The organism is Stenotrophomonas sp. S49, from assembly GCF_016624905.1.
In the GTDB taxonomy this organism is placed as follows: Bacteria; Pseudomonadota; Gammaproteobacteria; order Xanthomonadales; family Xanthomonadaceae; genus Stenotrophomonas.
This window is the reverse complement of sequence record NZ_JACVUD010000010.1, coordinates 25,171-49,113: the sequence shown is the minus strand read 5'-3', so window position 1 is coordinate 49,113 and position 23,943 is coordinate 25,171. Positions and strand designations below refer to the sequence as shown.

Here is a 23,943-nt window from a genome sequence, read left to right as displayed (position 1 = left end):
TAAACGATTTCAGGTGTTTGGACGTTATGCTCTTCCATCGAACAGCCCACCGGAGGAACCGCGCCATGCAGGCACGCCACCTGTTGACCGCCGCTGCGATGACCCTGGCCATCGCCGCCTGCAAACCGGCCCAGCAGGAAGCGCCGGCCAAGCCCAAGCCGCAGGTGATCCTGGTCGAGGCCGACGCACCGCCGCGGCCGATGAAGCCGGAACTGCCGCCGCTGTTCGACGATATCGAGCGCCGCACCTTCCAGTTCTTCTGGGATACCACCAATGAACTGAACGGCCTGACCCCCGACCGCTATCCCTCGCGTCCGTTCGCCAGCATCGCCTCGGTGGGCTTCGCGCTGACCGCCTACCCGATCGGCATCGAGAACGGCTGGGTCAGCCGCAACCAGGCCATCGACCGCACCCTGACCACGCTGAAGTTCTTCCGCGATGTGCCGATGGGCCCGCAGCGCACCGGCAAGGCCGGTTACAAAGGCTTCTACTACCACTTCCTGGACATGCAGGAAGGCCGTCGCTACGACAGCTGGGTGGAACTGTCCTCGGTGGATACCGCACTGCTGATGATGGGCGTGCTGTTTGCCCAGTCGTACTACGACGGCGACGACCCGCGCGAAAAAGAGATCCGGCAGATCGCCGACAGCCTGTACAAGCAGGTGGACTGGCCGTGGCTGCAGCAGCGCGCACCGCTCATCTCCATGGGCTGGTTCCCCGAAAGCGGCTTCATCGACCACGACTGGATGGGCTACAACGAAGCGATGATGGTCTACATCCTCGCCCTGGGCTCGCCCAGCCACCCGGTCAGCCCGGATGCGTGGACCGTGTGGACCCGCACCTACGACAACGACTGGGGCGTCTACCAGGGCCAGGAATACCTGTCCTTCGGGCCACTGTTCGGCCACCAGTACAGCCACGTCTGGATCGATTTCCGCGATATCCAGGACGCGTACATGCGCGAACGCGGCAGCACCTACTTCCTCAACAGCCGTTCGGCGGCGCTGGCCCAGCGCGAGTACGCCATCGCCAACCCGATGAACTGGAAGGACTACGGCGAGAACGTGTGGGGCCTGACCGCCAGCGATGGCCCGCAGAACACCACTCAGGAATACCGGGGCGAGCAGCGCCAGTTCCGCCATTACTCCTCGCGCGGCGCAGGCCTGCGCGAGAACTTCGACGACGGCACCATTGCCCCGACCGCGGCGGTGTCTTCGATCGTGTTCGCACCGGAGGAAGTGATCCCGGCCACGGTGGAGATGCACAAGCGCTACGGCGACTACATCTATTCCAGCTACGGGTTCCTGGATTCGTTCAACCCCAGCTTCAACTACGACATTCCGATCAAGACCGGGCGCCTGGTGCCCGACCGCGGCTGGGTGGCCAGCGATTACATCGCCATCGACCAGGGCCCGATCCTGACCATGATCGCCAACTACCGCGATGATTTCGTCTGGGAAGTGATGAAGAAGAACCCGTACATCCGCAAGGGTCTGGAGCGGGCAGGGTTCAGTGGTGGCTGGCTGGCGCCGGAAGGCGAGTTCCAGCCGCTGCAGCTGCAGAAGGATGAGAAGGCCGCGGCGGCGCGCGCGGTGGGTATCGCAGAATCGCGCGCGGCCGCCGCGCAGGAACAGAAGAACAATGCCAACCGCAACACTGGACAGGGGAAGTAAGCCGGTGCATCCCTGGACCCACCGCCTGCGCCGCTGGGCGCTGCCGCTGCTGGCCGTGCTGGCCGTTGCCGGCTGCGCCCGCACCGAGCAGGGCACCACCACCGTGCGCTTCTGGGCCATGGGCCGCGAAGCGGAAGTGGTCAGCGAGCTGATCCACGAGTTCGAAGCCGAAAACCCCGGCATCAAGGTGGATGTGCAGAACATTCCGTGGACGGCCGCGCATGAAAAGCTGCTGACCGCCTTCGCCGCCGATGGCCTGCCCGATGTCTGCCAGCTCGGCAACACCTGGGTGCCCGAGTTCGCCGAACTGGATGCACTGACCCCGCTGCAGCCGTTCGTGCAGCGCTCGAGCGTGGTCGATCCGCAGGATTATTTCCAGGGCATATGGGATACCAACGTGATCCACGGCGAGCTGGTGGGCGTGCCGTGGTACGTCGATACGCGCCTGATCTACTACCGCAAGGACCTGCTGGCCAAGGCCGGTTTCGACCACCCGCCGCGTACCTGGGCCGAGTGGGACCAGCAGATGGCCGCGATCAAGAAGATGCAGGGGCCGAACCGCTATGCGGTGCTGATGCCGATCAACGAATTCGAGCAGCAGCTGTCGCTGGCACTGCAGCAGCCCGACCCGCTGCTGCGCGACGATGACACCCGCGGCAACTTCGCCAGCCCCGGCTTCCGCCGCACCCTGGCGTTCTACTCGAACATGTTCGAGCAGGGCTGGGCGCCGAAGATGTCCGAGACGCAGATCTCCAACGTCTGGGACGAGTTCTTCCGCGGCTTCAACGTCTTCTACATCTCCGGGCCCTGGAACATCCGCGAGTTCAAGAAGCTGCAGCCCAAGGAACTGGAAGGGCAGTGGGGCACCGCTGCGCTGCCGGGTCCGGACGGTCCGGGCGCCGGCATTGCCGGCGGCACCAGCCTGGTGATCTTCCGCAAGTCGCAGCAGAAGGAAGCCTCGTGGAAGCTGATCGAGTTCCTGTCGCGGCCGGAAATCCAGGCCCGCTTCCATTCCATCATCGGTGACCTGCCGCCGCGTCGCAGCACCTGGAACGCGCCGTCGCTGGCCGGCGATCCGCTGGCCGCGGCGTTCCGTGACCAGCTGGAGCGGGTCAAGCCCACGCCGAAGGTGCTGGAGTGGGAGCGCATCGTGCAGGAAATGCGCATCGTCACCGAAAAGGTGGTGCGCGGTGGCCTGCCGCAGGACAAGGCCGTGGAAGAGCTGGACCAGCGCGTGGACAAGGTGCTGGCCAAGCGCCGCTGGATGCATGAACAACAACGCCTGCAGGGCGGCGGTGCGCAGGCACCTGCCGATGCGCCGGCCGCAGCGGCCGGGAGCCCGCAATGAAACGTACTTCGCTTGCCGGCTGGATCTTCGCCGGCCCCTCGCTGATCGTGCTGGGCCTGTTCTTCGGCCTGCCGGTGGCCTCGGCGCTGGCGCTGAGCGTGACCGACTTCGATCTGTATGCCCTGTCCGACAGCAGCAACCTGCGGTTCGTCGGTCTGGGCAACTACATCGATCTGCTGCAGACCCCGATGTTCTGGAAGTCGCTGTGGAACACCACCTACTTCGTGCTGATCGGCGTACCGCTGTCGATCGGCGTGTCGCTGGGCGCGGCGATGCTGCTGAACGCACCGGCGGCGCGCTTCAAGGCGCTGTTCCGCACCGCGCTGTTCGCCCCGGTGGTGACCACCCTGGTGGCGGTGGCGGTGATCTGGCGCTACCTGTTCCACACCAGCTACGGCTTGGTGAACTATGGCCTGGGCCACATCGGCATCAGCCCGATCGACTGGCTGGGTGACCCGAACTGGGCCATGCCCACCATCATGCTGTTCGCCGTGTGGAAGAACTTCGGCTACAACATGGTGATCTTCCTGGCCGGCCTGCAGGCCATTCCGCATGACCTGTACGAGGCCGCGCGCATCGATGGTGCCTCGCGCTGGAAGCAGTTCCTGCACATCACCCTGCCGATGCTCGGCCCGGTGCTGCTGGTGGTCGGGGTCATTACCGTGTCCGGCTACTTCCAGCTGTTCGCCGAACCCTACGTGATGACCCGCGGCGACCCACTGCAGAGCACCGTCAGCGTGCTGTATTTCATGTTCGAGGAAGGCTTCAAGTGGTGGAACCTGGGTCGCGCCTCCGCGGTGGCGTTCCTGCTGTTCCTGATCATCCTGGCGGTGACCACCGTGATGCTGCGTTTCGGCCGCAAGAGGCAGTTGGTATGAGTCGTGAAATCGGCCAGTCGCGCTGGCACCCGTGGATGGTCAATGGTGCGTTGCTGGTGCTGGCCTTGGTCAGCCTGGCACCGCTGCTGTGGATGGTCTCGGTCTCGTTCATGCCACAGGGCGAGGCGACCCATTTCCCGCCGCCGTTGCTGCCCTCGCACGTCACCACGCGAAACTACCTGGAGTTGTTCGCGCGCACCGGCATGGGCGGCAACTTCGCCAACAGCCTGCTGGTATCGCTGGCCATCACCCTGGGTTCGCTGCTGCTCAACACCATGGCCGGCTACGCCTTCGCCAAGCTGAACTTTGTCGGCCGCGAGCGCCTGTTCCAGGTGCTGATGGCCGCGCTGGTCATTCCGGCGCAGGTGGCCATGCTGCCGCTGTTCCTGCTGATGAAGCAGCTGGGCCTGGTCAACAGCTTCGGCGGCGTGATCGTGCCGGCCCTGGCCAGCGTGTTCGGCATCTTCCTGGTGCGCCAGTACGCCCGCTCCATTCCCGATGAGCTGCTGGAAGCAGCGCGTATCGACGGGGCAGGGGAGCTGCGCATCTTCTTCCAGATCGTGCTGCCAATGCTCAAGCCGGTGCTGGTCACCCTGGCGATCTTCACCTTCATGGGTGCATGGAACGATTTCATGTGGCCGTTGATCGTGTTGACCGACCAGGAGCACTACACTTTGCCGGTGGCACTGGCCACCCTCTCGCGCGAACACATCATGGACGTGGAAATGATGATGGCCGGCGCGGTGGTCACCGTGGTTCCGGTGCTGGCGCTGTTCCTGGTGCTGCAGCGGTACTACATCCAAGGTCTGTTGCTGGGGAGTGTGAAGGGATGAAGCGTGCGATCGCCGTTGGATTGGGCCTGCTGTGGTCTTCCCTGGCGATCGCCGCACCACCGGCGCTGCCCGCGCCGAAGGTGCTGGATGACTTCGACGACATCGGCGCATGGAAGCTGGTGCTGTCCGACCAGGTCAGTGGTTCGCTGCGCCCGGTCACCGCACCGGGCGGTGGCCGCGCGCTGTGCCTGGATTACGACTTCCACAAGGTCTCCGGCTATGTGGGCCTGCGCCGTGCGCTGAACATCGAATACCCGGTCAATTACCGCTTCGGCTTCCAGCTGCGCGGCGATTCGCCGGGCAACGACCTGCAGTTCAAGCTGATCGACGCCAGCGGTGACAACGTGTGGTGGGTCAACCGCCCCGGTTACAGCTTCCCCAAGGCCTGGACGCCGGTGGAGTACCGCCGGCGCCAGATCGACAAGGCGTGGGGGCCGTCGCCGGACAAGGAGATGGCGCGCAGCGCCGCGGTCGAGTTCACCATCTACAGCAAGGTGGGTGGGCGCGGCACCGTGTGCTTCGACAAGCTGACCCTGCAGGGCCTGCCGGCGCAGGACACCTCGCCGCTGCACCCGGCGGTGATTGCCGATACCGCGCCTGCGCTGCAGGACCGCATGATCGACGGCAAGAGCGATACCTTCTGGATCAGCGGCGGGGTCAAGCAGCAGACCATCAGCCTGGATCTGCACGACACGCGCGAGATCGGCGGGGCGGTGATCGACTGGCTGCCCAGCCTGGAAGCGACCCGCTACACCGTGCGTACCTCGCAGGACGGCCGCGACTGGCGCACCGTGCGTGAGGTGACCAATGGTGGCGGTGGCCGTGATTGGCTCGCGCTGCCCGATACCGACGCGCGCTATGTGCGCTTCGACCTGCAGGGTGGCCCGAACTGGCGCTACGGCATCCGTGACATCGCGCTGAAGCCGCTGGCCTTCGCGGCTACGCCCAACGCATTCCTCTCGTCGGTGGCGGCAGACCTGCCGCGCGGCGCACTGCCGCGTGCCTTCGTGGGCGAGCAGCCGTACTGGACCCTGCTGGGCCTGGATGGTGGCCAGGAACAGGCGTTGATCAGCGAAGACGGCGCGCTGGAGCCTGCCAAGGGCAGCTTCAGCATCGAGCCGTTCGTCCGCCTGGATGGCAAGCTGCTGGACTGGTCCAACGTGGCCATCACCCAATCGCTGCAGGACCGCTACCTGCCCATCGCCAACGTCGATTGGGTGCATGAGAAGGCCGGGCTGTCGGTCACCGGTTTCGTGCAGGGCACGCCCGAGCGCGCGCAGCTGATCGGCCGCTACCGCTTGAGCAACCCGGACAAGGTGGCGCACGAATACACCCTGGCGCTGGCGATCCGGCCGTGGCAGGTGAATCCGCCGACCCAGTTCCTGAACACCACCGGCGGCTTCAGCCGCATCGACAGCCTGGACGTGGGCGAGCAGCTGGTGCGCATCAATGGCGAGCCGCGGGTCTATCCGCTGCAGGCGCCCGATGCGCGCTTCGCCACCACCTTCGATGGCAAGTTGGACGCGATGCACCTGGCCAGCGGCAAGCTGCCCGGCACCACGGCGGTGAAGGACAGCACCGGGCTGGCCTCCGGCGCCTTGCTGTACACCATCAAGCTGGAGCCGGGGCAGAGCCGCGAAGTGGCGGTGGTGCTGCCGCAGACCGGCAGCTGGGCGCCGCAGGCGCTGGACGTGGCCAAGGCACAGCAGCAGGTGGCCGCGCAGTGGCGGCAGAAGCTGGGCGTGGTGTCGCTGCAGGTGCCGGCCGCCGGCCAGCCGCTGGTGGAAACCCTGCGCACCGCCGTTGCGCACATGCTGATTTCCCGCGTGGGACCGCGCCTGCAGCCTGGCACGCGCTCCTATGCGCGCAGCTGGATCCGCGATGGCGCGATGATTTCCGAAGGGCTGCTGCGCATGGGCCGCAGCGATGCGGTGCGTGACTACGTGAACTGGTACGCGCCCTTCCAGTTCGAGAACGGCAAGGTGCCGTGCTGCGTGGATGCGCGCGGCAGCGACCCGGTGCCGGAGAACGACAGCCATGGCGAACTGATCTACAACATCGCCGAGTACTGGCGCTACACCGGCGATGGCACCTTCCTGGAACTGATGTGGCCGCATGTGCAGGGCGCCTACCAGTACATGGAACAGCTGCGCGCCAGCGAGCGCACCGAAGAGAACCGTGCGCGCAATCCCGCGTTCTACGGGATGATGCCGGCTTCGATCAGCCACGAAGGCTATTCGGCCAAGCCGATGCATTCGTACTGGGACAACTTCTGGGCGCTGCGCGGCTACAAGGACGCGGCGATCATCGCTGCGCAGCTGGGCAAGGTCGAAGCAATGCAGATCAGCGAATCGCGCGACCAGTTCCGTGATGACCTGCAGGCATCGCTGCAGTCGGCCATGCAGCAGCACCGCATCGACTTCCTGCCGGGTTCGGCCGAGCTGGGGGACTTCGATGCCACCTCCACCACCATCGCCCTGGCCCCCGGTGGTGAGCAGGGGCGCCTGCCGCAGCCCGCGCTGGACAGCACGTTCGAGCGCTACTGGAACGAATTCGTGGCGCGCCGCGACGGCAAGCGCGAATGGAAGGATTACACCCCGTACGAGTGGCGCAACGTGGCCGCGTTCGTGCGCCTGGGCTGGCGTGACCGCGCCTGGCAGGCCAGCCAGTTCTTCTTCAAGGACCGCGCGCCGCAGGCCTGGAACCAGTGGGCCGAAGTGGTCTCGCGCACGCCGCGCACGCCGTTCTTCGTGGGCGACCTGCCGCATGCCTGGGTAGCCTCGGACTTCGTGCGCTCGGCGCTGGACATGTTCGCCTACAACCGCGATGTGGATGACGCGCTGGTGCTGGCCGCAGGTATTCCCACGGCCTGGTTCCAGGGCGAGGGCATTGCCGTGCAGGGCCTGCGCACCCCGCAGGGGCAGCTGAACTACCGCCTGCAGCGCAACGACAAGCAGCTGGTGCTGGAAGTGCAGCCGGGCCTGCTGCCGCCGGTGGGTGGCGTGGTGCTGCCGTGGCCCTACAGCGGCGAACCCGGCGCGGCCACGGTCAATGGCGAGCCGGCCGAATGGGTGGACAACGAACTGCACGTACACGCGCTGCCAGCGCGTGTGGAAATTGAAGTGCCCGGTGCGGTGCGCCGCGCCGAACGCAAGGGGCAGTAAACATGGCGTTGAAGCAGGGGAGAGCGCGCGTGGCACTGCGCGCCCTGGGGTTGGCCATGGCACTGGCATTGCCCGCGTGGGCGGTGGCGCAGCAGGCAGGTGAACCTGCCGTTGCGCAGGCATCGACCGCGCCCGGCATGGGCATGGTCACCTTCAACCTGCACCATGACCGCGAAGACTGGCCAACCCGGCGGCGCACGATCTTGGCCGAGCTCAAGCGCCTGCAACCCGATGCCATTGCGCTGCAGGAAGTGATCCAGCGCCGCAACGTGCGCAACCAAGCCCAGTGGCTGGCCAGCCAGCTCGGTTACAGGTACGTCTTCGTATCCACCGATCCGGTGGGTGCACCCAAGCGTTATGGCAACGCGCTGCTGACCCGGCGCCCGATCCTGGCCCACGGCGAGCACCTGCTGCAGCCGTTGGATGACTACCGCACCGTGGCCCACCTGCGCATCGACGTGGACGGGCAGGCGGTGAACGTCTATGCCACGCATCTGAACGAGCGCAGTGACGAGCGCGGTCAGGGCATCCGCCGCAGCCAGGTGGAGGACCTGCTGCGCTTCATCACCGAAACCTCGGCCGGTGCGCCGGTGGTGATTGCCGGTGATTTCAATGCCCTGGTCGACGCCGGCGACCTGAGCGAACTGCGCAGCCACTACGGTGACAGCTACGGCAGCGTGCACGTGAACACCGACCTGGCGGCGGTCAGTACCTTGAACCGGCACTATTACCAGGCGCCCTCGCGCATCGACCACATCTTCTTCCAGCAGGACCGGATGGTGGCGCGCGAAGCCAAGATCCTGTTCGACCAGCCCGACGACAGCGGTCGCTGGGCGTCGGACCACTACGGCGTGTGGACCCGCCTGCAGTTCGCCCCGGCCCGCTGATGCCACGGGGCTTCATGCTCTGGTAGGTGCCAACCTTGGTTGGCACGGCCGCACCTGCGCGCGGTGAATCAAAGTGCCAACCAAGGTTGGCACCTACCAAGCAAGTCCCTCTCCGCGCGCATTGAATCCATGGTGCTCTGGTAGGTGCCGACCTTGGTCGGCACAGCCGTTCCGCGTGCGACCGGGCATTGGTGCGGTCCAAGGTCCGCACCCACCGGAAGTGGGCCACAGCCATTCATTGGTAGCTGCCAACCTTGGTTGGCATCCACCAAGGCCCTACGAGTCGCACAAACAAAAACGGCGGGGATCATCGATCCCCGCCGTTTCGCTTTCACGCGATCAAAGAACGATCAGTTCGCCGGCGGCGTGCGCTTGGCGGCTTCTTCGTCTTCGTCTTCGTCCGACGCCTGCGCTTCTGTCGCCTGGCTGGCTGCATCGGCGTGGCCATCGGCCACCGGGTTGATCGACGGCGTCACCACGGCTTCGACCGGAGCGGCGGCTTCGACCGGAGCGGCCTCCAGCACGACCGGGGCGACCGGCTGTTCAACAACCGGCTGAACGTCCACGACCGGCGCAGCTTCAACGACCGGAGCAGCGATCGGGGCGGCTTCGACAACCGGAGTCGGTTCAACGACCACCGGGGCGGCGTCGGTCACGACCGGAGCCGCTTCCACCACCGGAGCGGCTTCAACCACGGCCGGGGCCACCTCAGCCACCGGGGTGGCTTCAACCACGACCGGCTTCACCTCGGCCACGGGGGCGGCGGCGACCGGCTGCACCGGGGTGGCCGCATCGATGGCATCCAGCATGCTGGTCTGCACCGGGGTCGGCTTCGGCTGTTCCGGCTTCGGGGCGGCTTCGCGGGCCACCGGCACGTCCACGGACTGCACTTCGGCAACGGCTTCCAGTACGGCGCTGCTGACCGCAGCCACCGGTGCGGCAGCGGCAACAGCAGCCTGTGCGCGCGCGGGCTTCTCGGCTTCTACGCTGGCCGGCTCGATTTCGTCGTCGAAATCGAACTCGGGCTGCGAACGTGCCGGCTGCTGGGCAGCGACCGGAGCGGGCGCGCTGCTGTCGCGGTTCGGTTCGACCACGTCCTGGTCTTCGCCTTCGTCACCTTCGTCCTGGTCATCGCCCAGCACGTCGGCGCCGTTGGCGTTCTCGGCGCCACCGCGACGACGACGACGGCCACCGCGACGGCCGCGACGACGGCGGGTTGCACCTTCGCCGGCCTGCTCGCCGTTGGCCGCATCGGCTGCATCGGCCGTAGCGTCTTCATCGCCGGCAACCAGGCCTTCGGCCTCAACGGCCGGGGTCGGGGTCGGGGTCGTGTCAGCGGGGGCCGCGACATGCGCTGCCGGAGCGGCAACCGGGGTCGCCACCGGTGCGGTGGCTTCCTGCGCGGTGACCACGTTGGCGGCCACGGCAGTGGCGGCGACCGCGGCGGCCGGCACGGCGTCCACGGCCTCTTCGGCGGCGTTGCGCTGCGGCTTGTCGGTCGGCTTCTCGCCATCCTGCGGACGCGGCTGGCGCGGCTGCTTCAGCTTCGGCTGCTGCTGGCCCTGGCCCTGGTTGGGGTTCTGGCCCTGCTGCTCGTTGCGCGGCTTGTTCTGCTGCGGCTGCTGCGGCTGGGCAGCGTCCTTCTGCTGCTTGCCCTGCTGCGGCTGCTGCGCGTTGCCGTTGTTGTTGTTGTTGTTGTTGCGGCCGTCCTTGCGCTGTTCGTTGCGGTCCTTGCGGTTGCCGCCATCTTTCTGCGCGTTGCCATTGCCGCCGTTGCCACGGTTCTCGTCGCGACGGTCCTTGTTACGGTCCTTGTTGCGATCCTTGTTACGGTCCTTGCGCTGGCCGCCGTCGTGCTGCGGCTGGCGCGCGGCCGGGGCCGGCGCAGGGGCCGGGGCCGGTTCGCCACCAAAGATGCGCTTCAGCCAACCGACCACGCCGCCGCTGGCAGCGGCCGGGGCAGCCGCAGCCACCGGGGCCGGGGCCGGCGCAGCGGCCGGTTCGGCTTCGGCACGCACCGGGGCCGGCGCAGTGTGCTTGACCTGGGTGACCGCCGGCGGCGGGATGTTCAGCTGGCCCTTGGTGAGGGCATGCACCGGCAGCTTGCGCGGGGTACCGCGCTGGTAGCTGGGCTTGTTGCTCTCTTCACCCAGCTCGTTCTCGCGCAGGCGCGTAACGGTGTAGTGCGGGGTGTGCAGCTGCTCGTCGGCAACGATCACGATCGGCGCTTCGTGGCGGCGTTCGATCTCGCGCAGCGCGCTGCGCTTCTCGTTCAGCAGGTAATTGGCGATCTCCACCGGGGCCTGGACCAGCACCTGCCCGGTGTTCTCCTTCATCGCATGCTCTTCGGCCACGCGGATGATCGACAGCGACAGCGACTCGACGCTGCGCATGCGGCCATGGCCATCGCAGCGCGGGCAGACGATCTGGCTGGATTCGCCCAGGCTCGGGCGCAGGCGCTGGCGGCTCATTTCCAGCAGGCCGAAGCGCGAGATGCGGCCGACCTGCACGCGCGCACGGTCGTACTTCAGCGCGTTGGCCAGGCGGTTCTCGACCTCGCGCTGGTGCTTGTTGGAGGCCATGTCGATGAAATCGATCACCACCAGGCCGCCCAGGTCGCGCAGGCGCAGCTGGCGGGCCACTTCCTCGGCCGCTTCCAGGTTGGTCTGGAAGGCGGTGTCTTCGATGTCGCTGCCCTTGGTAGCGCGCGAGGAGTTCACGTCCACTGCGGTCAGCGCTTCGGTCTGGTCGACCACGATCGAGCCGCCCGACGGCAGGCGCACGTTGCGCTCGTAGGCACCTTCGATCTGCGATTCGATCTGGAAGCGGTTGAACAGCGGGATGTCATCCTTGTAGTGCTTGAGCTTGCGCAGGGTCTGCGGCATCACCTGCTGCATGAACTCCTTGGCGTGCTCGTACATCTCCTCGGTGTCCACCAGGATCTCGCCGATGTCGGCGCGCAGGTAGTCACGCAGGGCGCGCACGATCAGGCGCGATTCCTGGTAGATCAGGAACGGGGCCGGCTTGCTCAGGGCGGCTTCGGCAATGGCGCGCCAGACGCTCAGCAGGTAGTCCAGGTCCCACTGCAACTCTTCGGCATCGCGGCCGACGCCGGCGGTGCGGATGATCACGCCCATGTCGTCGGGGATGTTCAGCTTGTCCAGGGCGTCCTTCAACGCGGCCCGGTCTTCGCCCTCGATGCGACGGGAGACACCGCCGGCGCTGGGCGAATTCGGCATCAGCACCATGTAGCGGCCGGCCAGGGAGATGAACGTGGTCAGGGCGGCGCCCTTGTTGCCACGCTCTTCCTTGTCGACCTGCACGACCACTTCCTGGCCTTCCTTCAGCAGTTCGCGGATGCCGGCCTTGTTGTGGTCGACGCCGGCCTGGAAGTAGTCGCGGGAGATTTCCTTCAGCGGCAGGAAGCCATGGCGACCGCCGCCGTATTCGACGAAGGCCGCTTCCAGCGAGGGCTCGATGCGGAAGATACGGCCCTTGTAGATGTTGGACTTCTTCTGTTCCTTGGACGGCTGCTCGATATCGATGTCATACAACGACTGGCCATCGACGATGGCAACACGCAGCTCTTCGGCCTGCGTGGCGTTGATCAGCATTCGCTTCATTCTTGCGTTCCTCGCAAGCGGCTACCGCGCGGAACGCCATGGGGTTTCGCCTCTGGATACGGCTCGCCGCCCATTCGCGCATGCGCGGGGAGGGCAGCTTCGGTTTCCAGCGCTACGACACCACGGCAGGCCGCGGGAGCGCTTCACTCTTATGGGTTTTGGGGTGTTGCAGGGCCGCAGGCAGCTGTCAGCCAGGCTGGAGCGCCACGCGGGACATGTTCAGCTCGGTTGCGTGTCAGGCATCCGGCGATGGCCGGGAAGGCCGGTGAGCCGCTAACATGGCCGCCCCGCGGGCGGTGGTCGCGCACTGTGCCGGATTCGTCGGAAGCTGGGCTTCTGGCCCTGAGTAACTTCCAACGAAATCAATCCCTTATCTCGCCCCCCGAGTGTAACAGAATAAACAGCCCGATGACTGCATCAGACCCCACCAAGCCGGCCGGCGACAAGCCTTCCGTGCGCATGATCACCGTTCCCGAGGACCGCGCCGGCCAGCGGCTGGACAACTTCCTGCTGGGCCAGCTGAAGGGCGCCCCGCGCAGCCTGGTCTACAAGCTGGTGCGCAGCGGCCAGGTACGTGTGAATGGCGGCCGCGCCAAGGCCGAACGCAAGCTGGAGGCGGGCGACGAGGTGCGTGTGCCGCCGGTTCGTCTCACCGAAGAGGGAGACAAGGCCGGCCCGCCCGAGGCGTTCATGCGCCGGCTGGAGCAGGCGATCGTGTTCGAGGACGCGCGCCTGCTGGCCCTGAACAAGCCCACCGGCGTGGCCAGCCACGGCGGCAGCGGCATCAGCTTCGGCGCCATTGAAACCCTGCGTGCGCTGCGCCCGGGGCAGACCCTGGAGCTGGTCCACCGGTTGGATCGCGACACGTCGGGCCTGCTGATCGTGGCCAAGAAACGTTCGGCGCTGAGCGAACTGCAGGCCCTGCTGCGTGAAGACCACGGCGCCGGCATCCGCAAGCGCTACCTGACCCTGCTGGCCGGGCGCATGCCCGACGGTGTGATGACGGTGGACGCCCCGCTGCACGTGGGCCTGCGCCAGGGCGGCGAGCGCCATGTGCAGGTGAACGCGATCGGCAAGGAATCGATCAGCCACTTCCGCGTTCTTGAACGGCGCGGCGGGCATTCCTACTGCGAGGTGCGCATCGAGACCGGTCGTACCCACCAGATCCGCGTGCATGCCCAGCACCTGGGGCACCCGGTGGCTGGTGACGATAAGTACGGCGATCCTGCCGTCAACAAGCGGCTTCGTGAGCAGATCGGGCTGAAGCGCCTGTTCCTGCACGCGGCCTCGCTGGAGTTTGCGCTGGACGCGGGGAAGACCCCGTACGTGCTGAACGCGCCCCTGGCCGAAGAACTGGTGGAAGCGTTGGACCGCCTGCGCTGAGGGGAAGGTAGAGTCGAGCTTGCTCGACTGGCTTTACGCGCGACACGACCGAAGAGCCGTCGAGCAAGCTCGACGCTACGGGGCCGGGGCGGTAGATCCACGCCATGCGTGGATGCGCCGTGCGGAGGCCGTCACCACTTGAACAGCACCAGGCTGATCGCCAGCGTGCCCATGCCGGCCACCAGCCCGTACACGGTCTCGTGGCCCTTGGCATAGCGTTTGGCCGCCGGCAGCAGTTCGTCCAGCGCCAGGAACACCATCACCCCGGCAATCAGGCCGAACACCCAGCCGAACGTGGCGTGCGACAGCGCGCCCTTCAGCAGGAAATAACCGATCACCGCACCCACCGGCTCGGCCAGGCCCGACAGCAGGCTGGCGGCGAAGGCGTGCAGCTTGTTCTGCGTGGCGAAGTACACCGGCACCGCGATCGCGATGCCTTCGGGAATGTTGTGGATGGCGATGGCAAACGCCAGCGGCATGCCCACCGACGGGCTTTCCAGGGTGGCAAAGAACGTGGCCAGCCCTTCCGGGAAGTTGTGCGCGGTGATGGCGATGGCGGTCAGCAGGCCGACCCGCTTGATATACGCCTTGTTGTTGTCGCGGAACGCGGGGTCCTGCTTGTCCAGCGTCTCATGCGGGTTGGGGATCAAGTGGTCGATCACCACGATCGCCAGCATGCCCAACAGGAAGGCTGCCGTGCCGTAGGTAAAGCCGCTGCGCTCGCCGTAGGCCAGCGAGAACGAGTCGATGGCCTTGTTCAGGATTTCCGACAGCGAGACATAGACCATCGCGCCGCCGGCGAAGGCCAGGCCAAAGGCCAGCAGGCGCGGGTTGGGCCGGCGCGAGAACAGCACCAGCAGGCTGCCGATGGCCGTGGCCAAGCCGGCCGCCAGGGTGACGGCCAGCGCCATCCAGATGTTTTCAGGGGGGATCTGCAGCATGTGCCGACGCGTTCCAGGGGGGGCAGTCGACCGCCCCGGCACGGGCCGGGGCGGCAGGGGCGAGGCGGGCGTCGGCTGGCCTCGTCGCAGTCAGCGCGATCAGCCGCCGCGGCGGGCGCGCTCTTCAATGGCAAAGCACTGGTCGGGCTTGGGCTGCGGCGGGTTGAAGCTGACCGGCACCTGGATCGTGGCCGGCACCGCCGCCCCATTGCGGGTGGCGGCCTTGAACTGCCAGCCCTGCACGGCGGTGCGGGCCAGTTCGTCCAGCTGCGGGTTGCCCGCGCCGGTCAGCAGGGCCACTTCGCTGGGCTTGCCGTCGGTGCCGATCACCACCTTGAAGGTGCTGGTGCCGCCCACGCCCAGGCAGGCCAGTTCCAGCGGGTACTGCGGCGGCGGTGTCTTCACCGCGGCCACTTCGGTGGGCGGCGCGGCCGGCGCCGCCGGCGGTTCTGCGCCGCCGCAGCCGGCCAGGCCGGTGGCAGCCAACAGGGAAAGGCTCAGCAGTCGCACATTCATCACTTTTGCTCCGTCAGGGCCGAAGTCTTGGCCGCGCAGATGAAGTCGTTTTCGCTCAGGCCGCCCACGTCGTGGGTGGAATAGCGCACGACGGCACGGTCGTAGTGCACGCCCAGGTCCGGGTGGTGGTCCTCGTGGTGGGCGATCCAGGCCAGCGCGTTCACGAAGGCCATGGTTTCGTAGTAGTTCTTGAAGCGGAAGGTACGCAGCAGGGCCTGGCCGGCCTCGGCCAGCTCCCAGCCCGGCACCTGCGGCAGCAGCTCGGCCAGGCGGGCCTCGCCCAGCTTGTGGTCGCTGCCCTTTCGCGGCACGCAGTGCGCCTGTGCCAGCGGAATCAGGTCGGACATGGGTTCCTCCACCTCGTGTTGACTGAACAATGCGCCGGACAGTGTATAAAGCGAATGAGCGGCCGACGCTGACTTGGCTAGAATAGCCCGATGATCCAGATCTCCGACACTGCCCAGACCCATTTCCGCAAGCTGATCGAACGTGAGGGCGTGCCCGGCATGGGCGTGCGCCTGAGCGCCGTCGATCCCGGCACCCCACGCGCCGATGCGCGCCTGGAGTTCGCCGAGCCGACCGATCTGCTGGGCGACGAATGGGCCGTGGATTGCGACGGCTTCACCCTGTACGTCGATGCCACCAGCGTCGGCTGGCTCGATGGCGCGGAAATCGACATCGTGCCCGGCACCGCCGGTACCCAGCAGCTGACCATCAAGGCGCCGCGCATCAAGGGCGAAGCGCCCGGCGAAGCGGCTTCGCTGGTGGAGCGCGTGCATTGGGTGGTGGAAAACGAGGTGAACCCGCAGCTGGCCTCGCACGGCGGCAAGGTGGCCGTGCAGGAAGTTTCGGCCGACGGCGTGGTGCTGCTGCGCTTCGGTGGCGGCTGCCAGGGCTGCGGTATGGCCGATGTCACCCTGAAGCAGGGCATTGAAAAGACCCTGATGGGCCGGGTGCCGGGCGTGACGGCGGTGCGTGACGCCACCGACCACGACAGCGGCCACGCGCCGTACATTCCCCGCGGCAACGCCGCCTGACCGGCACCGCGTGCCTCTGCCCAGGGCTGAGCAACTTGTCGATGTGCTGCTGGCACGCCAGCAGCAGCGTCTCATTCTCGAAAAGCACACCCGCCTGCCGTATGGCTGGGCGATCTGGCTGCGCTCGCTGAAACCCCTGCCACGCCTGTTCCATGCCCGCGATGTGATTGCGGTGCTGCTGCCGCGGCCGCTGCCGGGGCGTCCGGGACGACTGCCGGCACTGTCGCCGTGGAATGCGGCGCGCCGCCTGTTCTGGCAGGACTGGGAGCCCGCGCCGCGTGACCAGCGCTGGATGCGCTGGACCTCGGCCGTGCTCAGTGCCTTGCTGCACCTGCTGTTCTTCCTGCTGCTGCTTTGGGTGGCGGTGATCCGCACCACCGAGCCCGATGCGGACGTCGCCGAAGGCGAGCGGGTGCAGATTGAATTCATCGGTGCCGGCACGCAGGAAGGCGGTGGCGACCAGGCCGGTGCCGAAGGCGCCGCTGCGGCAGCGCCAGCCGGTTCCAGCGCCGCCAGCGGTGCGCCCGGCGGTGCTGCCACTGCACCGCAGCCGCAACCGCAGCCCGTTCCGCCCGCACCTGCAACGCCCGCCGCGGCGGCTGCGGCGAGTGCGCCGCCGGTGGCAGAGCCGGCGCCTGCGGTAGAGACCGCGCCGCCGCCTTCACCGGTGCAGGCCACCGAGGTCGCTGAGGTCACGTCCGATTTCGTGGTGCCGCCAGTGACGGTGCCGCGTACCGAAGTGAGCGTGGTGCCGCGCAGTGTCACCCCCAGCGTGACCGAGCGCAGCGTGCCGCTGCTGCAGGCGCCGGCCACCCCTACGCCCGTGGCACCGACGCAGGTGGTGGTGCAGACGCCTGCACCGCGCGATATCCAGGTGCGCGAGCGCGAAGTGGCCGTGGTGGATGCACCCGTGCTGTCGCCGCAGCCGATGCGCAGCGTGGAAGTGCCGGTGTCGATGCCGCAGCGCGAAGTGCAGGTGCGCGAACGCGAAGTACAGGCGGTGGTTGATCCGCAGGTGCGCATGGCGACCGTGGCCGGCCGCGAGCCGACCGTGCGGGCGCCACAGGGCCGTGACGTGCAGGTGCGCGAGCGTGCGGTCGCCCCGGCACCGGCTGCCGCGCCGTCGTCGGCCACCGGTAATGGGGCTGCGCAGGCCGCGGCAGCCTCAGCGCAGAGCGCGGCGGCGCAGAGCGCGGCCAGCACGGCGGCCACTGCAGCGGCCACGGCCGCGGCGAAACCGGCACAGGCCGGTGCGCGGCCGGCGCCGACGCCGGGCAACTGGGCCACGCCGGCGCGCGGCGACGATTGGGGTGCCTCCAGTCGGAATCGTGACGGTGCCGCGCAGGGCAGCAGCCAGGCCAGCCGCAGTGGCCAGGGCGAGGGCTTGTTCAACGCCGACGGCAGCGTACGCGTGCCCGGCCAGGACGGCGCGGGCGCGGCCGAGCGCGGTGCCCCGGGCGGGGCCAACGATGGCTGGAGCAAGGAGCGCATCGCCCAGTCCGGCACCTGGCTCAAGCGCCCGCCGTACGACTACACGCCTACCTCGTTCGACAAGTACTGGGTGCCGCAGGAATCACTGCTGGCCGAATGGGTACGCAAGGGCATCAAGGCCATGGAGATTCCATTGCCTGGCACCAGCACGAAGATTTCCTGCGTGATCTCGATCCTGCAGGCCGGTGGCGGCTGTGGTCTGAGCGACCCGAACATGCAGGACCAGCCGGCAGTCGCGCGACCGCCGCCGGATATTCCGTTCAAGAAAGAACTACAGGAAGATAACGGCAGCCGGTAACGGAGCTGCCGCGCTGGTAAATCCACGCCATGCGTGGATGACTCGCCGAGGCCGCTGCGTGACCCTCACTCGCTCTGCGAGAGAAACACCCAGAACGGCACATCACGCCCGACCCAGTTGCGGCAGGCTTCATCCATCACGTCCAGCAGCGTGTCGAACTCCTTGCCCGCTTCGGCACGCAGGGTATCCACGTCGGCCAGGAACAGTGCATAGCCCGGCGCAGGCAGCCACTGCAGGTCGCGCAGATTGTCCGAAAGGGCATCCCAGTTGCCACCGAAGCCGGCGGGGAAGTCGAGCTGCGCCGACAGCCGCGCCAGCAATGTGCGCTTATCGGCCACGCCCTGCAGGTCGATGCGGACCACCTTCAGCTGTGCATCGCGCATGGCGGCCGACAGTGCGGCGATGTCGCCGGTATCGATGGCGTAGACGCCAGCATTGTTGATGTCGTGCAGGCCGAGGCCGAAATCATCGTGGCTCATGGGCGGTCTCCGGAAGCGGGTACGGTGAAACTGCGGAACGATTCGTAGTGGTCATCGGTGTAGTACCAGGCCTGGGCCGGGTCGCCGCCGGTAACGATGCGGCGGGCGCCGCGGTTGCGTGCGCCCGGGGTGTCGACGGTGTATTCGCGGTAATAGCCGCGGTCGCGCGGCGGCAGCCGCTGTTCGCGGTTGCCGAACGTGCTGCCATCCTGGCGGTGCGGGAACGGGCCGCCGCGCTGGATGAGGGCGATGGTCTGCCGCGCCTCGGTCGGGAGGAACGCGGGCAGCGCGTCCTGGCGGGCGCTGGCCGTGGGTGCCGTCACGGCCGGTTGGCCGGCAAGGCTGGGCGCGAACTGTGGCGGCGACGGCCGCTGCAGGAAGTGGTTGGCCAGCAGGCCCAGCAACAGCAGGGCGATGGCGGTGATCAGCAGCCGGGGGTTGCGCATGGGCGTGCGGGGCAAGGAAGGTGCATGCACTGTAGCGCCTGCGCGCTGCATCGCGCATGAGGACAGCGGCAGCGTCACCGCTGCGTAACAATTGCCGGAGGGCTCACGGGCAGGACGCAATTTCCTTTACATGCCCCTTGGTAATCTGCGCGTCTGTCCCCATCATTCAACGCGCACTGCCCGGCGACACCGCCGGGTGCCCTCGCTATCAGGAGATGCATCATGGCCTACACCCTGCCCAAGCTGTCCTACGCCTACGACGCTCTGGAACCGCATATCGATGCGGCGACGATGGAAATCCATCACACCAAGCACCACCAGACCTACATCAACAACGTCAACGCAGCGCTGGAAGGCACCGAGTACGCCGACCTGCCGGTGGACGAACTGGTGAAGAAGCTGAAGTCGCTGCCGGAAAACCTGCAGGGTCCGGTGCGCAACAACGGTGGCGGCCATGCCAACCACTCGCTGTTCTGGACCGTGATGGCCCCCAACGCCGGCGGCAACCCGGTGGGCGACGTGGCCAAGGCCATCGACAAGGACCTGGGCGGCTTCGACAAGTTCAAGGATGCCTTCACCAAGGCTGCGCTGACCCGCTTCGGCAGCGGCTGGGCCTGGCTGAGCGTCACCCCGGACAAGAAGGTCGTGGTTGAAAGCACCGGCAACCAGGACAGCCCGCTGATGGAAGGCAACACGCCGATCCTGGGCCTGGACGTGTGGGAACACGCGTACTACCTGAAGTACCAGAACCGCCGTCCGGAATACATCGGCGCGTTCTTCAACGTGATCGACTGGAACGAAGTCGAGCGTCGTTACCAGGAAGCGATCGCCTGATCGCGGCACTGGGATGAAACGAAGAGGCCGGGGCAAACCCCGGCCTTTTTGTTTGCGTGCGGTGGCATCCGCCGGGCATGGCCCGGCGCTACCGGGCGTCGGCGCGGCGCATCGGCATGCCCGGCCGGCAGGACGCGGCGATCATTCGCTGGACGCGGGCACACCCTGCAGGCGCAGCGTGGCCATCACCCCCAGCCGCACGCCGGGTGCATCCCCTGCGGCCGGCAGGTCGATGGCCTGCTGGCGGATGCCGCCGAAATGCTTGACCTGGAACAGCACGTCCAGGCCGTGCCCGCTGGCACCTCCACCATTGGCGGCCGCCGTATCCGGGCGTCCGCCGGGATTGCGCCGGGCCGGCTGGAAGCCCGGCGTGCTGCGCACCAGTTCGGTGGTGGGCGCGGCGAAGTCGCCGGCAATCAGGCTGGGCAGGCCTTCGGCGGTGGCGCCGATCCAGGCCATCAGGTCGCTGGTCTGGTGCTGGCGCGCGCTGGCCTCGTCCGCCTCAGGGCGCAGGCGCGCCACATAGACATTCAGCAGCGCCTCGCCCAGCCGCAGCCGCAGCATGCCCGCCGCACTGAAGGTGCCCGGCGGATGCAGCAGGGTCACCCCGTCTTCGCTTACTGGCAGTCGGGTCAGCATGGCGTTGCCGTGGCGCAGCGGCTGGCTTGGCGGGTCGGCGGTGACGAAGTCGCAGCTGTAACGCAGGCGGCTGGCCAGCCAGCACGCCGGGTTGCGGCCCTGTTCCTGCAGCACCTGCTGCACGGAAATCACATCGGGCTGCAGCTCGGTGAGCAGTTGCAGCACCTGTTCGCGCCGCTGCTTCCACTGCGCGTCATCGCGGCTGGGCAGTTCCAGCGCCGCCACGGTCAGCTGCCGCACGTCGCTGGCCGCGCCGGGCGCCGGCGGCAGCTGCGGGCGCGCCAGGGCAGGCAGGACCATCAGCAGCGCAAGGCTGCCGAGCACGAAGCGGGCGGGGGTGAGGGGGCGCATAACGATAAGTTTACGCTTTGGCCGTGCAGGTGCCGTGACTTCCGGCACGGTGCGGCGCGCCTGCCATGGATCGGCGGCGCTGTCATGCAGCCCTGCAGCGTGCTTCGCGGGCGCAGGTTCCGGTAACCTTCACCCTTTCGCTTTGCAGGAATGCCTTACAGGATGAGCCAAGACGCAGTCGCCCCCATCGCCGGCCAGGGAAAGATGCCGCGCCAGATTCCGTACATCATCGGCAATGAGGCCTGCGAACGGTTCAGTTTCTACGGGATGCGCAACATCCTGGTGCAGTTCCTGATCACCTCGCTGCTGCTGCAGGAAATCACTGCAGAAGGCCGCGCCGGTGAAGCCAAGGACATCATGCACAGCTTCATGATCGGCGTGTATTTCTTCCCGCTGCTCGGTGGCTGGTTGGCTGACAAGTTCTTCGGCAAGTACCACACCATCCTGTGGTTCAGCCTGGTCTACTGCGCCGGCCACCTGTGCCTGGCGCTGTTCGAGAACAGCCGCGAAGGCTTCTTCCTGGGCCTGGGCCTGATCGCGCTGGGCGCCGGTGGCATCAAGCCGCTGGTGGCCTCGTTCATGGGCGACCAGTTCGACCAGAGCAACAAGCACCTGGCCAAGATCGTCTTCGACGCCTTCTACTGGATCATCAACTTCGGCTCGCTGTTCGCCTCGCTGCTGATCCCGCTGGTGCTGAAGAACTGGGGCCCGCAGTGGGCCTTCGGCATTCCCGGCGTCCTGATGTTCATCGCCACCTTCGTGTTCTGGCTGGGCCGCAAGCGCTACGTGCTGGTGCCGCTGCCGCCGAAGGATCCGCATTCGTTCGCCAACGTGGTGCGCACCGCGCTGACCGCGCGCGTGGCCGGCCAGGGCCGTCCGGGCCTGGTGATGGCCATTGCCGGTCTGGTGCTGGCCGCCGCCTCGTTCGGCCTGGTCGGTTCGCTGGGCATCGTGATCTGCCTGTGCCTGGCGCTGGTGGCCATCCTAGCCGGCATCGGCGGCGGCACCTGGCTGCAGCTGGACCGCGCCCGCGCGCAGCATCCGGCCGAAGCCGTGGAAGGCGTGCGCGCGGTGCTGCGCGTGCTGGTCATCTTCGCCCTGACCACGCCGTTCTTCTCGCTGTTCGACCAGAAGGCCTCCACCTGGGTGCTGCAGGGCCAGCAGATGCAGATGCCGAGCTGGTTCACCGCCTCGCAGATGCAGGCGCTGAACCCGCTGCTGGTGATGATCCTGATCCCGTTCAACAACCTGGTGCTGTACCCGGCGCTGCGCCGCTTCGGCTTCGAGCCGACCGCGCTGCGCCGCATGACCGCCGGTATCGCCTTCAGCGGCCTGGCCTGGATCGTGGTGGGCGGCATCCAGGTGGTGATGGACGGTGGCAATGCCATGTCGATCTTCTGGCAGATGCTGCCGTATGCGCTGCTGACCTTCGGTGAGGTGCTGGTCTCGGCCACCGGCCTGGAGTTCGCCTACAGCCAGGCGCCGCAGGCTATGAAGGGCGTGGTGATGAGCTTCTGGAACCTGACCACCACCATCGGCAACCTGTGGGTGCTGCTGTCCAACGCGGCGGTGCGCAACGAGGCGGTGACCCACAAGATCGCCAGCACGGGCCTGAGCGAGGCGGCGTTCCTGATGTTCTTCTTCGCCGGCTTCGCCTTCATTGCGGCGTTCGCCTTCGGTTGGTACGCACGACGCTATCGTATGGTCGACAACTACCGCAGCGCCTGAGCCTGACCTGGCATGACCCCCGTCAATCTCCTGTTGATCGCCATCACCGCCGTGCTGTCCTGGATGGCGTTCAACAACCGCAAGCTGGCTGACCGCCTGATCCTGTGGCCGCCGGCGGTGGACCGCCACCGCCAGTACGACCGCCTGGTGACCTACGGCTTCATCCACGCCGACTGGCCGCACCTGATCTTCAACATGTTCACCCTGTTCTTCTTCGGGGGGTACATCGAGAGCGTGATGGTGCAGCTGACCGGCAGCTTCCTGACCTATCCGGCGTTCTATCTGGGCGCACTGCTGGTGTCGATCCTGCCCAGCTACCTGAAGAACCAGAAGAATCCGAACTACCTCAGCCTGGGCGCGTCCGGTGCGGTGTCGGCGGTGCTGTTCGCCTACATCCTGCTGAACCCCTGGAAGATCATCCTGGTGTTCTTCATTCCGGCGCCGGCGATCGTCTATGCCGCGTTCTACGTCGGCTACAGCATCTGGATGGACAAGCGCGGCGGCGATCGCATCAACCACAGCGCGCATCTGGCGGGCGCCGCGTTCGGCATCATCTTCATGCTGGCCATGCAGCCGGCCATCTTCAGCCACTTCCTGCGCGAGCTGTCCAACCCCACCTTCAGCCTGGGCGGCTGAAGCGTGCCTGGGGTCGGATCCGCTGGATCCGACCCCGGTCTACCCGGTTTCAGGCCTGGCTGGTCTGGCCGTAGGTATCCAGCAGCCGCGAATACACTTCCTCGCCGATGCGCTGGAAGTCCTGCTCTTCGGTCTGCCCTTCCACAGCCAGCTGCAGGAGGCCTTCCAGCAGGGCGCGGTCGGTATCGGATGGGGACGGGTTGGGGTGCATGACGGGCCTCCACGGCAGAGTACGGGGACATCGTTCGCAAGGGCCGTGCCAGCGCGGCCGTACCCCTGCGAAGGGGTTAGCGGCCGCCCGCGCTGCAGCTTGAGGGGCACAAACTGACGCAGCCCGGCAGTCCTTGCCCCTGTTCAGGCTTCACGCGATCATGGCGCCCGGCTGCGCACCATCCACGCAGTCGCCGCAGGAGACAGTCCCATGGCTTCGGTCACACCCCCCGGTCTGGCCTATGAGGTCGCGCATGACCAGGCCAACCACCGTTTCACCGCCCGCGTGCGCGGGCACGTGGCGGTGCTGGACTACCAGCTCAAGCGCAAGCGGATGGTGATCACCCACACCGAAGTGCCCGAGCCGATTGCCGGCCGGGGTGTTGCCGGCGAGTTGACGCGGGTGGCGCTACGCTTCGCCCGTGAGCACAAGTACAAAGTGGTGCCGGCCTGCGCGTATGCCGAGGCATTCCTGCAGCGGCATGAGGAGTTCCACGACCTGCTGGTGGGGTGATGCCGGCGGGCCACGCTTCAGCCACCGCGGGCGA

The 23,943-nt window shown here is 67.2% G+C and carries 21 protein-coding genes; 13 read left to right on the top strand and 8 right to left on the bottom strand.

Translation table 11 applies throughout. The features are described from left to right. Positions 1–65 precede the first annotated feature (65 nt). From IAE58_RS03860 to IAE58_RS03835, 6 genes are read left to right on the top strand one after another with little or no spacing between them, the layout of a single operon-like run. Positions 66–1,673, top strand: a complete 1,608-nt coding sequence (locus tag IAE58_RS03860) for a glucoamylase family protein (protein ID WP_108750094.1) — start codon at positions 66–68, stop codon at positions 1,671–1,673. Next, positions 1,642–3,021 carry a sugar ABC transporter substrate-binding protein gene (locus IAE58_RS03855; RefSeq protein ID WP_199932635.1) on the top strand — a complete coding sequence of 460 codons (1,380 nt, stop codon included), beginning with the start codon at positions 1,642–1,644 and terminating at the stop codon, positions 3,019–3,021. The genes IAE58_RS03860 and IAE58_RS03855 overlap by 32 nt, the downstream gene beginning before the upstream one ends. Continuing rightward, positions 3,018–3,899, top strand: coding sequence for a sugar ABC transporter permease (locus IAE58_RS03850; RefSeq protein ID WP_108750093.1), 882 nt, complete (start codon positions 3,018–3,020; stop codon positions 3,897–3,899). Before IAE58_RS03855 ends, IAE58_RS03850 begins: the two co-directional genes overlap by 4 nt. Further along, a complete protein-coding gene (locus tag IAE58_RS03845) occupies positions 3,896–4,732 on the top strand; it encodes a carbohydrate ABC transporter permease (RefSeq protein WP_108750092.1) in 837 nt (278 codons plus the stop codon). The genes IAE58_RS03850 and IAE58_RS03845 overlap by 4 nt, the downstream gene beginning before the upstream one ends. Continuing rightward, complete coding sequence (locus tag IAE58_RS03840; protein WP_199932636.1) at positions 4,729–7,896, top strand: discoidin domain-containing protein; 3,168 nt, start codon at positions 4,729–4,731, stop codon at positions 7,894–7,896. Before IAE58_RS03845 ends, IAE58_RS03840 begins: the two co-directional genes overlap by 4 nt. A gap of 2 nt (positions 7,897–7,898) precedes the next feature. Continuing rightward, positions 7,899–8,783: an endonuclease/exonuclease/phosphatase family protein gene (locus tag IAE58_RS03835; RefSeq protein ID WP_199932637.1), complete on the top strand. Its 885-nt coding sequence runs from the start codon at positions 7,899–7,901 to the stop codon at positions 8,781–8,783. 350 nt (positions 8,784–9,133) lie between these two features. Here IAE58_RS03835 and IAE58_RS03830 read toward each other — a convergent pair whose 3' ends face one another. Further along, on the bottom strand, positions 9,134–12,406 hold the full coding sequence (locus tag IAE58_RS03830; RefSeq protein WP_199932638.1) for an Rne/Rng family ribonuclease: 3,273 nt from the start codon (positions 12,404–12,406) through the stop codon (positions 9,134–9,136). 408 nt (positions 12,407–12,814) lie between these two features. Here IAE58_RS03830 and IAE58_RS03825 point away from each other — a divergent pair, with 408 nt between their 5' ends. Then, positions 12,815–13,789 (top strand): RluA family pseudouridine synthase, encoded by a 975-nt coding sequence (locus tag IAE58_RS03825; RefSeq protein ID WP_108771912.1) that lies wholly within the window; start codon positions 12,815–12,817, stop codon positions 13,787–13,789. A gap of 131 nt (positions 13,790–13,920) precedes the next feature. Here the strand turns inward: IAE58_RS03825 and zupT are convergent, their stop codons facing one another. The 3 genes from zupT to IAE58_RS03810 form a co-directional block, all read right to left on the bottom strand. Then, a complete protein-coding gene (gene zupT, locus IAE58_RS03820) occupies positions 13,921–14,730 on the bottom strand; it encodes a zinc transporter ZupT (RefSeq protein WP_108750087.1) in 810 nt (269 codons plus the stop codon). Between the two features lie 99 nt (positions 14,731–14,829). Next, positions 14,830–15,246, bottom strand: coding sequence for an energy transducer TonB (locus tag IAE58_RS03815; RefSeq protein WP_199932639.1), 417 nt, complete (start codon positions 15,244–15,246; stop codon positions 14,830–14,832). Further along, positions 15,246–15,593 carry a 4a-hydroxytetrahydrobiopterin dehydratase gene (locus IAE58_RS03810; protein ID WP_108750085.1) on the bottom strand — a complete coding sequence of 116 codons (348 nt, stop codon included), beginning with the start codon at positions 15,591–15,593 and terminating at the stop codon, positions 15,246–15,248. Before IAE58_RS03810 ends, IAE58_RS03815 begins: the two co-directional genes overlap by 1 nt. Before the next feature lie 90 nt (positions 15,594–15,683). On the opposite strand from IAE58_RS03810, the gene IAE58_RS03805 reads away from it, so the two are divergent. After that, a complete protein-coding gene (locus IAE58_RS03805) occupies positions 15,684–16,283 on the top strand; it encodes an NfuA family Fe-S biogenesis protein (protein ID WP_108753590.1) in 600 nt (199 codons plus the stop codon). Positions 16,284–16,293: 10 nt separating this feature from the next. Further along, positions 16,294–18,072: a hypothetical protein gene (locus IAE58_RS03800; protein WP_199932640.1), complete on the top strand. Its 1,779-nt coding sequence runs from the start codon at positions 16,294–16,296 to the stop codon at positions 18,070–18,072. 65 nt (positions 18,073–18,137) lie between these two features. On the opposite strand, the gene IAE58_RS03795 is transcribed toward IAE58_RS03800, so the two are convergent. Next, positions 18,138–18,551, bottom strand: coding sequence for a barstar family protein (locus IAE58_RS03795; protein WP_199932641.1), 414 nt, complete (start codon positions 18,549–18,551; stop codon positions 18,138–18,140). After that, positions 18,548–18,997 carry a ribonuclease domain-containing protein gene (locus IAE58_RS03790; protein WP_199932642.1) on the bottom strand — a complete coding sequence of 150 codons (450 nt, stop codon included), beginning with the start codon at positions 18,995–18,997 and terminating at the stop codon, positions 18,548–18,550. Before IAE58_RS03790 ends, IAE58_RS03795 begins: the two co-directional genes overlap by 4 nt. Positions 18,998–19,219: 222 nt before the next feature. On the opposite strand from IAE58_RS03790, the gene IAE58_RS03785 reads away from it, so the two are divergent. Continuing rightward, positions 19,220–19,831, top strand: coding sequence for a superoxide dismutase (locus IAE58_RS03785; protein WP_108750080.1), 612 nt, complete (start codon positions 19,220–19,222; stop codon positions 19,829–19,831). Between the two features lie 141 nt (positions 19,832–19,972). Here the strand turns inward: IAE58_RS03785 and IAE58_RS03780 are convergent, their stop codons facing one another. Then, complete coding sequence (locus IAE58_RS03780; RefSeq protein WP_199932643.1) at positions 19,973–20,821, bottom strand: endonuclease/exonuclease/phosphatase family protein; 849 nt, start codon at positions 20,819–20,821, stop codon at positions 19,973–19,975. 162 nt (positions 20,822–20,983) lie between these two features. Between IAE58_RS03780 and IAE58_RS03775 the strand changes: the two genes are divergently transcribed. Continuing rightward, positions 20,984–22,549, top strand: a complete 1,566-nt coding sequence (locus IAE58_RS03775; RefSeq protein ID WP_199932644.1) for an oligopeptide:H+ symporter — start codon at positions 20,984–20,986, stop codon at positions 22,547–22,549. Positions 22,550–22,561: 12 nt separating this feature from the next. Further along, positions 22,562–23,185: a rhomboid family intramembrane serine protease gene (locus IAE58_RS03770; protein WP_108750077.1), complete on the top strand. Its 624-nt coding sequence runs from the start codon at positions 22,562–22,564 to the stop codon at positions 23,183–23,185. Between the two features lie 49 nt (positions 23,186–23,234). Here the strand turns inward: IAE58_RS03770 and IAE58_RS03765 are convergent, their stop codons facing one another. Beyond that, entirely contained in the window at positions 23,235–23,396 is a 162-nt protein-coding gene (locus tag IAE58_RS03765) for a hypothetical protein (RefSeq protein ID WP_199911370.1), read from the bottom strand. Positions 23,397–23,606: 210 nt separating this feature from the next. Here IAE58_RS03765 and IAE58_RS03760 point away from each other — a divergent pair, with 210 nt between their 5' ends. Continuing rightward, positions 23,607–23,909, top strand: coding sequence for a GNAT family N-acetyltransferase (locus tag IAE58_RS03760; protein WP_108750076.1), 303 nt, complete (start codon positions 23,607–23,609; stop codon positions 23,907–23,909). The last annotated feature ends 34 nt before the right edge of the window (positions 23,910–23,943 follow it).

What these genes read in the sequence shown, in the direction of transcription:
- IAE58_RS03790 (WP_199932642.1), bottom strand. Translation starts at nt 18,997, where the DNA reads ATGCGCAACCCCCGGCTGCTGATCACCGCCATCGCCCTGCTGTTGCTG.
- IAE58_RS03795 (WP_199932641.1), bottom strand. Translation starts at nt 18,551, where the DNA reads ATGAGCCACGATGATTTCGGCCTCGGCCTGCACGACATCAACAATGCT.
- IAE58_RS03840 (WP_199932636.1), top strand. Translation starts at nt 4,729, where the DNA reads ATGAAGCGTGCGATCGCCGTTGGATTGGGCCTGCTGTGGTCTTCCCTG.
- IAE58_RS03815 (WP_199932639.1), bottom strand. Translation starts at nt 15,246, where the DNA reads ATGAATGTGCGACTGCTGAGCCTTTCCCTGTTGGCTGCCACCGGCCTG.
- IAE58_RS03825 (WP_108771912.1), top strand. Translation starts at nt 12,815, where the DNA reads ATGACTGCATCAGACCCCACCAAGCCGGCCGGCGACAAGCCTTCCGTG.
- IAE58_RS03770 (WP_108750077.1), top strand. Translation starts at nt 22,562, where the DNA reads ATGACCCCCGTCAATCTCCTGTTGATCGCCATCACCGCCGTGCTGTCC.
- IAE58_RS03775 (WP_199932644.1), top strand. Translation starts at nt 20,984, where the DNA reads ATGAGCCAAGACGCAGTCGCCCCCATCGCCGGCCAGGGAAAGATGCCG.
- IAE58_RS03780 (WP_199932643.1), bottom strand. Translation starts at nt 20,821, where the DNA reads ATGCGCCCCCTCACCCCCGCCCGCTTCGTGCTCGGCAGCCTTGCGCTG.
- IAE58_RS03810 (WP_108750085.1), bottom strand. Translation starts at nt 15,593, where the DNA reads ATGTCCGACCTGATTCCGCTGGCACAGGCGCACTGCGTGCCGCGAAAG.
- IAE58_RS03805 (WP_108753590.1), top strand. Translation starts at nt 15,684, where the DNA reads ATGATCCAGATCTCCGACACTGCCCAGACCCATTTCCGCAAGCTGATC.
- IAE58_RS03785 (WP_108750080.1), top strand. Translation starts at nt 19,220, where the DNA reads ATGGCCTACACCCTGCCCAAGCTGTCCTACGCCTACGACGCTCTGGAA.
- IAE58_RS03845 (WP_108750092.1), top strand. Translation starts at nt 3,896, where the DNA reads ATGAGTCGTGAAATCGGCCAGTCGCGCTGGCACCCGTGGATGGTCAAT.
- IAE58_RS03830 (WP_199932638.1), bottom strand. Translation starts at nt 12,406, where the DNA reads ATGAAGCGAATGCTGATCAACGCCACGCAGGCCGAAGAGCTGCGTGTT.
- IAE58_RS03835 (WP_199932637.1), top strand. Translation starts at nt 7,899, where the DNA reads ATGGCGTTGAAGCAGGGGAGAGCGCGCGTGGCACTGCGCGCCCTGGGG.
- IAE58_RS03765 (WP_199911370.1), bottom strand. Translation starts at nt 23,396, where the DNA reads ATGCACCCCAACCCGTCCCCATCCGATACCGACCGCGCCCTGCTGGAA.
- IAE58_RS03860 (WP_108750094.1), top strand. Translation starts at nt 66, where the DNA reads ATGCAGGCACGCCACCTGTTGACCGCCGCTGCGATGACCCTGGCCATC.
- zupT (WP_108750087.1), bottom strand. Translation starts at nt 14,730, where the DNA reads ATGCTGCAGATCCCCCCTGAAAACATCTGGATGGCGCTGGCCGTCACC.
- IAE58_RS03760 (WP_108750076.1), top strand. Translation starts at nt 23,607, where the DNA reads ATGGCTTCGGTCACACCCCCCGGTCTGGCCTATGAGGTCGCGCATGAC.
- IAE58_RS03850 (WP_108750093.1), top strand. Translation starts at nt 3,018, where the DNA reads ATGAAACGTACTTCGCTTGCCGGCTGGATCTTCGCCGGCCCCTCGCTG.
- IAE58_RS03855 (WP_199932635.1), top strand. Translation starts at nt 1,642, where the DNA reads ATGCCAACCGCAACACTGGACAGGGGAAGTAAGCCGGTGCATCCCTGG.